The 6,042-nt window shown below is 40.5% G+C and carries 13 protein-coding genes; 3 read left to right on the forward strand and 10 right to left on the reverse strand.

The annotated features are described in order from the left end of the window. Positions 1 to 434 precede the first annotated feature (434 nt). Positions 435 to 674: a DUF2281 domain-containing protein gene (locus HWQ37_RS24900; protein WP_292752276.1), complete on the forward strand. Its 240-nt coding sequence runs from the start codon at positions 435 to 437 to the stop codon at positions 672 to 674. 40 nt (positions 675 to 714) lie between these two features. On the opposite strand, the gene HWQ37_RS24905 is transcribed toward HWQ37_RS24900, so the two are convergent. The 3 genes from HWQ37_RS24905 to HWQ37_RS24915 are packed head-to-tail and all read right to left on the reverse strand — an operon-like array spanning position 715 to position 2,373. Then, the gene (locus HWQ37_RS24905) at positions 715 to 1,005 is read right to left on the reverse strand and encodes a hypothetical protein (RefSeq protein WP_292752279.1); all 291 of its coding nucleotides are present in this window, start codon (positions 1,003 to 1,005) and stop codon (positions 715 to 717) included. After that, positions 998 to 1,633, reverse strand: coding sequence for a nucleotidyltransferase domain-containing protein (locus HWQ37_RS24910; RefSeq protein WP_292752282.1), 636 nt, complete (start codon positions 1,631 to 1,633; stop codon positions 998 to 1,000). The genes HWQ37_RS24905 and HWQ37_RS24910 overlap by 8 nt, the downstream gene beginning before the upstream one ends. Positions 1,634 to 1,635: 2 nt before the next feature. Further along, positions 1,636 to 2,373 carry a pentapeptide repeat-containing protein gene (locus HWQ37_RS24915; protein WP_292752285.1) on the reverse strand — a complete coding sequence of 246 codons (738 nt, stop codon included), beginning with the start codon at positions 2,371 to 2,373 and terminating at the stop codon, positions 1,636 to 1,638. Positions 2,374 to 2,985: 612 nt separating this feature from the next. Here HWQ37_RS24915 and HWQ37_RS24920 point away from each other — a divergent pair. Continuing rightward, on the forward strand, positions 2,986 to 3,237 hold the full coding sequence (locus HWQ37_RS24920) for a DUF433 domain-containing protein (RefSeq protein WP_292752288.1): 252 nt from the start codon (positions 2,986 to 2,988) through the stop codon (positions 3,235 to 3,237). After that, on the forward strand, positions 3,234 to 3,566 hold the full coding sequence (locus HWQ37_RS24925) for a DUF5615 family PIN-like protein (RefSeq protein ID WP_292752291.1): 333 nt from the start codon (positions 3,234 to 3,236) through the stop codon (positions 3,564 to 3,566). The genes HWQ37_RS24920 and HWQ37_RS24925 overlap by 4 nt, the downstream gene beginning before the upstream one ends. Here the strand turns inward: HWQ37_RS24925 and HWQ37_RS24930 are convergent. The 7 genes from HWQ37_RS24930 to HWQ37_RS24960 form a co-directional block, all read right to left on the reverse strand. Further along, positions 3,552 to 3,725, reverse strand: a complete 174-nt coding sequence (locus HWQ37_RS24930; RefSeq protein ID WP_292752294.1) for a hypothetical protein — start codon at positions 3,723 to 3,725, stop codon at positions 3,552 to 3,554. The genes HWQ37_RS24925 and HWQ37_RS24930 overlap by 15 nt on opposite strands. A gap of 297 nt (positions 3,726 to 4,022) precedes the next feature. Further along, entirely contained in the window at positions 4,023 to 4,229 is a 207-nt protein-coding gene (locus tag HWQ37_RS24935) for a hypothetical protein (RefSeq protein ID WP_292752296.1), read from the reverse strand. Next, positions 4,216 to 4,701, reverse strand: coding sequence for a type II toxin-antitoxin system VapC family toxin (locus HWQ37_RS24940; protein WP_292752299.1), 486 nt, complete (start codon positions 4,699 to 4,701; stop codon positions 4,216 to 4,218). Before HWQ37_RS24940 ends, HWQ37_RS24935 begins: the two co-directional genes overlap by 14 nt. A gap of 271 nt (positions 4,702 to 4,972) precedes the next feature. Next, entirely contained in the window at positions 4,973 to 5,233 is a 261-nt protein-coding gene (locus HWQ37_RS24945) for a BrnA antitoxin family protein (protein WP_292752302.1), read from the reverse strand. A gap of 64 nt (positions 5,234 to 5,297) precedes the next feature. Beyond that, positions 5,298 to 5,489: a BrnT family toxin gene (locus HWQ37_RS24950; protein WP_292752304.1), complete on the reverse strand. Its 192-nt coding sequence runs from the start codon at positions 5,487 to 5,489 to the stop codon at positions 5,298 to 5,300. 125 nt (positions 5,490 to 5,614) lie between these two features. After that, complete coding sequence (locus tag HWQ37_RS24955; protein ID WP_292752307.1) at positions 5,615 to 5,860, reverse strand: hypothetical protein; 246 nt, start codon at positions 5,858 to 5,860, stop codon at positions 5,615 to 5,617. Further along, positions 5,860 to 6,000 carry a type II toxin-antitoxin system HigB family toxin gene (locus HWQ37_RS24960; RefSeq protein WP_292752310.1) on the reverse strand — a complete coding sequence of 47 codons (141 nt, stop codon included), beginning with the start codon at positions 5,998 to 6,000 and terminating at the stop codon, positions 5,860 to 5,862. Before HWQ37_RS24960 ends, HWQ37_RS24955 begins: the two co-directional genes overlap by 1 nt. Positions 6,001 to 6,042 lie beyond the last annotated feature (42 nt).

The raw sequence follows: 6,042 nt of genomic DNA on the forward strand, positions 1-6,042 counted from the left end.
GTCTTCCAAAAGATGGGTCTTCCTTTCCGTCAAATGCACTCTTGGGATTACTCCGAACCTAGCGATCGCTCCTCAACATCATATAATGTAAGGGTTTTTTGCGGCGGGAGAAAAAAGAGCCTATTTCTAGCCTAAATGCAAGTTGCAGGGTTATCTAAGAACAATCTATTTTGATGCTTTAGATAGTATAACTCTTATATAGTCTAGTTTTTAGATTTTGCTTGCATTTTGATCTAAGAAAAACTGTAAAATAAAAAACTTTTTGAACTGACATTTTATTAGACTAAATATATAGTAGCGACTAAATTGAGTAGCAGCAGATAAAATTTGCATCCAACCAAGATATTTTGTCCATTTGCTCCATAAAGTGTTAGCCTGCTAAACTGAAGTAATTGGATGCAGAAAAGACGGATAAATAACGTCTGGAGGTTCTATTGAGTATTATACAAACTGCTACTGAAAAAATGCGATCGCTCCCGCCGGAGAAGCAACAAGAGGTCTTAAATTTTATTGAGCTTCTGCAAAGTCAGTTAGCACAAAAAAATACAAACATTGAACAAATTGAGCCTATTTCATTTTTGGAAGCATCTCAAAAATTTGCTGGTTGTGTTGATGGTGGCCCCGGTGATTTGGCCACGAACAAACAATATCTTGAAGGTTTAGGAACTCAATGAAGCAGCGAGTCATCATCGATTCCGTCGCTGCAACGATTTGTTAGCCAATTTCCTGCTCTATTGTTTGAGAGATAACCGCGATTTCTTTGGATATCATCTTGTAGTTCTCGGAAATTTGCTCTTGGCTTTTGTTGGCGAGAAAGAAGAGCTTTGCAGAAGCGGTCTTAACAAGCTCCACTAACCGAGATTCAGGATCAATCCGGTTAACAGAAATCCATCTTTCGATTGCTTTCGAGGAAAGCCCTAATAGCTCTTCCTTTTCCCATTTTTTGCGGTTTACCAACTGAAGGACTTGCCTCTGAGCCGCAATACGGTTATTAAACTCATTCATGTTTTTTAGCCTTTTCCACTAAGTTATTCATCCACTCATGCACTTCATTAAGTGTTCGGGTCGCGGTATCTATTTCATTATCTGTTATATTTTTTCCATGACCTCTTGTACATAATAGGCGGGATCTTTCTAAAATTTGATATGAATCTAGTGCAATTGGAATACTGTTACATCCTAAGCAAAGTGCAGAATTCCTAGAGAAGTCTGAACGCTCTTTATCCTTAGTGCCAAGAGAGAAGCAAGTTGCGATATTTCTGATGCTTAAAAACACAGTAGACAAATCAAACACTTTACTGGTGCTGTTAGCAACTAGTGAGTCATACGCTTCGCAAAACAGCGCAAAGAACTTTTCACAGTCTTGAACACAATTTTTGTAAGGTTCAGGGCTTCCCAATGCTTTCAGATAATCAAGTTCATCTGAGGAAAAAAGCAATCGTGATTCAAGCGACAAGTGCCACGCAAAAGGATTGCCTTCATGCCAAAGTTCTTGGATTCTTTTGTAGGAATAGATCGAGAAGGTATCTGGATCTATACGATAGTTGTAACCTTCTACAATTGCAAGGAGATCAACGTCTGACCCTAGCGATATATCTCCGCGACAGATAGAGCCGAATGCGTAAATATGCATAATTAACGTCTATTCAAACGTTTGATGAGAATTGACATAAACAAACCAAATGCAACTAACCTAATGAATAAGATTAGTGTAAAATATGGACTCGGATAATCGGATGGAGAAAGTGTCCCTAGAAATATCTGAGGTGCTTCAAAAAATGCCTGTGTATAACTGTAAATGTTTTGAGTATTTTTGAATTTCCAAACATCAATTATAGACATGAGCAAAAGTATAATAATAGTTGCTCTTAGTAGCTTCCAAGGGCTTTCGCCATTGCCCCACACTAGGTCAAAAATTTTGAAGTTAGTCCATTCTATAAGTGTTTCAAGCCGCTTCAATCCTGTATATTTCTTCCTATAATACGATTCATTTGAACTCCATGCCTTATGCAAGTGAACTTCAGTAGCTTGTAGCTCTATACGTATTGCCTTATTAACAGATTCGGCATCTCCAAGTTGCTGGTAATTCATGCGTAGCGTCCGGGCAAATTTCATTTTGAGGTTTTCAGTACCTGGACATTCTGTATCTAGGATGTAGTTATCAACTACAGTTCTCTCAAAGGTGGAGTACTCAAACTTACAACCAGAAAATTTTGCCCCGTGCAAATTAGTTCCAATGAAACGACATCCAGTGAAGTCGCATGAATCAAACTTGCAACCTCGAAGATAGCAGGTGTCAAAAATTGAGTACTTGAAATCAACCTCGGTGAACTGCTTATCTTTCGCCACGAGACGAACGAATAAGTGGTTCATAAACTTATCATTAGAAACGTTGTCATCAAACTTTTTATCTATTTGGTGAACTCTGTTGCTCTCGGACAGCATTGGATTCCTTTTGGCTAATTATTACACTGAAACTTTCCGCATATTATTCTAAATCAGATGAATATGAGGGAATTTTCCATCAGAGAGCATCGGACTCTTTCTGGTTAACGTGTCTAATCACCTGTTGCTAGTAACTTTGAACCCCTAATAAATTACCTTTCAAAGCTTGAGTAGGCTGTTCAATTAGACGAACACAGGAAGTGATCGCGCCAACTCAACACCACGCTACTGTATATTTAGAGATTTTGTGTAAGATGCACAATAAGTAACCCGTCATAGTGATCGCTTTTAGGGATTATTTGTGAGATGGACAAGAAGTAGACGTTGTAGCGATCGCCCTCACTCGACAATAAACTAGGCGATCGCATTAAACCGTCCAATCCTCAATTAACAATCCGGGTACTTTGCTGAAATCCCGATGATTGCGCGTTAATAAAACTAATTTACGAGATAGTGCGATCGCTGTGACACTACGCCTCGTTGCAGCACGATGTAAAGCTGTTCTAGACTTAGAAAGATGCCATGCAGTTTAGAATCACTATGAGCTATCACGACATTATTACAATTGAGCCTGACAAGCGAGGCGGTAAACCTTGCATTCGACGGATGCGAATTACCGTGTACGATGTTCTCGGCTGGTTGGCAGCTGGTATGTCTCATGTAGAGATATTAGACGACTTCCCTGAATTAACAGAAGAAGACATTAGAGCAAGTCTAGAGTTTGCTGCTGACCGTGAACATCGTTTAGTTGCCTCTCTACCAAACGCTACGCAAACGGTAGGTGGTGTTTGAAGCTGCTTTTTGATCAAAATTTGAGTCGCAAGCTGGTAACTCAATTAGCAGACGTTTTCCCTGATTCCAGTCACGTTCAGTTTCATGGGCTGGAAGTGAACACTGATACTGAAATATGGGAATTTGCTAAAACCAATGACTTTTGCATCGTAACTCAAGATGTAGACTTTGCCGAAAGAAGCCGTTTGTACGGTTCTCCGCCTAAAGTTGTATGGCTACGCTGCGGAAATACACCAACAAAACAAGTTGAATCTCTACTTCGTTCTGGCGTGGAGATAATTCAGGAGCTTTTGAATAATCCAAGTCTGCATTGCTTAGAATTGTACTAAAGCTTTGCGGGGGATTGTGAGATGCACAGGAAGTAAAGCGTCGTAGATATCGCAGTAAAAGAAGTAGACTGTTGTTGCGATGTCTACGACGGGCTGTTCGGTGTCGCCCTCACTCAACAATAAACTAGGCGATGTCTGCGACGGGCTACGCCTACGCATTAAACCGTCCAATCCTCAATTAACAATCTGGGTATCTTGCTGAAATCCCTATGATTGCGTGTTAATAAAACTAATTTACGGGATAGTGCGATCATCTTTAAGGATTATCTGTGAGATGCATAAGAAGTAGAGTGTTGTTGCGATCGCCTTTAGGTATTTATTGTCTGTGAGATGCACTTATCAGTAGACTGTTGGTGCGATCGCATGACATAACGTTATAACAATAGTGCGATGCCTGCGGCGGGCGAAGCCATCGCACTAAATAATACTCAGCTTTGTACAATTAAGTTTAACATATCACTTCTGTCCTTCGGCTTCAATACCTTGTTGTACTGAGGATTCTAAAACTTTTGTCTGCTGCTCTTTGTACTGAATAAGGTGGGGATATTGTTTCTGAAGTTGAATATAGTAATTCACCAACTTCTGAGGGTTGTGTCCATTCTCTAGAGATATAATATGGCGAATTTTACGTATTTGGCTAATTGCCTCATCATTCTTCGTCATTTTGCGCTCCTATCAACTCTAACGGCGTAACTAGCGTTGGAACGTATAACCCCAGCATAACGTTCAGCCGTCGGATATGCCCAAACTTATTGGCATTTGCCAAGTGACGACAATTCCAAGTTAAGAGAAAATCACATTTATGATAGGAAGCTAGGGCAAGATGTAGTGCATCTCCAAGTGGATCTTTGGGCATCAGTTGTTGCTGAATATACACTTCAACGATTTCAGCGACTACAGATTCAATCGGGACAAATAACAAGCCACTAATCAGTTCTATTGCCTCGCTCTTTCCAGGAAAGTTACCTCGATTGAGTTCATCCAGCACTGCAAGACTAGTTACAAGCACATAGTTGTCACTTGCATAGCTCCACCATTCCCGTGTCCACTCCCGCCGCGCCACCATATCAGGTTCAGTACGTGCCTCGTAATAAAAACTGGGAATGGAGGTTTCAATGTAAACTTTTGGCTTCATTGCGGTAAGGAGTCAGATAAATGAACGGTTTGACCATCTTTGCTAATGTCTGATACTCCATATTACCGTATTCAATTTACCACCTAAGCGATCGCCCTCACTCGACAATAAATTAGGCGATGTCTACGACGGGCTGCTCCTACGCATTAAACCGTCCAATCCTCAATTAACAATCCGGGTACTTTGCCCAAATCCCGATGATTGCGCGTTAATAAAACTAATTTACGAGAAAGTGCGACGGGCTTCGCCTACGCGTTTATCTACTAACTTTTTACTTTTGCCCCATTTGGTGAGCTTCTGCATAGATTCGCAGTGCTGCGGCCATTCTTTTTTCATAATCTTCACCTTGAGACTGGAACCAAGCCAATGTTTCAGGTTCTATCTGAACAAGAACATTCAATGATGCAACAGGCTTCCACCATCGAGATTTGCTAAAAAACTCCTCAGTCAAAGGAGGAATATCGGATGTATCAATTTCTTCTTCTATCAGCGAATCAACTTTCTCCCAGTTCGTTCTTGAGGTATTGTTCATAGCGTTTTCGTTCATAAGGTAAAGCTTTACGAAGTGAGATAATTCGGATTGTTTCTTCGTCTAGTTATGTGAAAACTACAACTACAATGCGTCCATCAAGCATTCCCAGCCCAATTAATCGATCTTCTCCATAATCTTGACGGTTATCCAGAGAAATCCGAAGTGGTAGTCTGAAAATTCGATACGCATCCGCAAAATCCAGTTCATGTTTTACAATGTTAACCTCATTCTTTTGCTGATCCCATTCAAACTTCATATACTCATTCTATAGAATTCTGACAATTAATATGAAAACTGTGAAGTAGACTGTTGTAGCGATCGCCTTCACTAGACAACACGCCACTGTATATTCATACTTAGTGAAGTTAAGCGTAGACGCTCTTAGCGGCTTGCCGAAGGCATCGCCTCTAACTCAGGAATATGTTCAGTTTCGTAGTTTTCAATTAAAACACCGATAACTTCCATTAGAGACGCGACTGGATGCGTCTCATCTTCACCAACTTGATCGATGAGACAATCAAGGATCTCAACTAAGCGTTCATATTCCTCTTCTGTGTGAGGAACAAAGACGTTTTCCGCAATAGATGACCAAGCAGTAATGGTTTGATCTAGGTTTAAGCTTTGCATTATTCCTTCCACTTTCCTTCTCTTCGAGACGCTATGCGAACATCATATTCTGAATGCGTTAACACAGCCCGAATGTAGACTTTTTGGCGGTTGTAATGAATTGCGGCAATGAGTCTAACTTTGTTACTTGCGACACTCAATCAGACAACAAGATCGCAAAGCCTTCTTGGGTGAAGTGTTTA

Origin of the sequence: Nostoc sp. NMS4 (genome assembly GCF_017115095.1) — a bacterium.
Classification (GTDB): domain Bacteria; phylum Cyanobacteriota; class Cyanobacteriia; order Cyanobacteriales; family Nostocaceae; genus Nostoc.

Excerpts from the sequence above, each read along its gene's own strand:
- HWQ37_RS24955 (WP_292752307.1), bottom strand. The coding sequence starts at position 5,860 with ATGCAAAGCTTAAACCTAGATCAAACCATTACTGCTTGGTCATCTATT.
- HWQ37_RS24920 (WP_292752288.1), top strand. The coding sequence starts at position 2,986 with ATGAGCTATCACGACATTATTACAATTGAGCCTGACAAGCGAGGCGGT.
- HWQ37_RS24945 (WP_292752302.1), bottom strand. The coding sequence starts at position 5,233 with ATGAACAATACCTCAAGAACGAACTGGGAGAAAGTTGATTCGCTGATA.
- HWQ37_RS24910 (WP_292752282.1), bottom strand. The coding sequence starts at position 1,633 with ATGCATATTTACGCATTCGGCTCTATCTGTCGCGGAGATATATCGCTA.
- HWQ37_RS24950 (WP_292752304.1), bottom strand. The coding sequence starts at position 5,489 with ATGAAGTTTGAATGGGATCAGCAAAAGAATGAGGTTAACATTGTAAAA.
- HWQ37_RS24905 (WP_292752279.1), bottom strand. The coding sequence starts at position 1,005 with ATGAATGAGTTTAATAACCGTATTGCGGCTCAGAGGCAAGTCCTTCAG.
- HWQ37_RS24940 (WP_292752299.1), bottom strand. The coding sequence starts at position 4,701 with ATGAAGCCAAAAGTTTACATTGAAACCTCCATTCCCAGTTTTTATTAC.
- HWQ37_RS24935 (WP_292752296.1), bottom strand. The coding sequence starts at position 4,229 with ATGACGAAGAATGATGAGGCAATTAGCCAAATACGTAAAATTCGCCAT.
- HWQ37_RS24930 (WP_292752294.1), bottom strand. The coding sequence starts at position 3,725 with ATGCGTAGGCGTAGCCCGTCGCAGACATCGCCTAGTTTATTGTTGAGT.
- HWQ37_RS24915 (WP_292752285.1), bottom strand. The coding sequence starts at position 2,373 with ATGAACCACTTATTCGTTCGTCTCGTGGCGAAAGATAAGCAGTTCACC.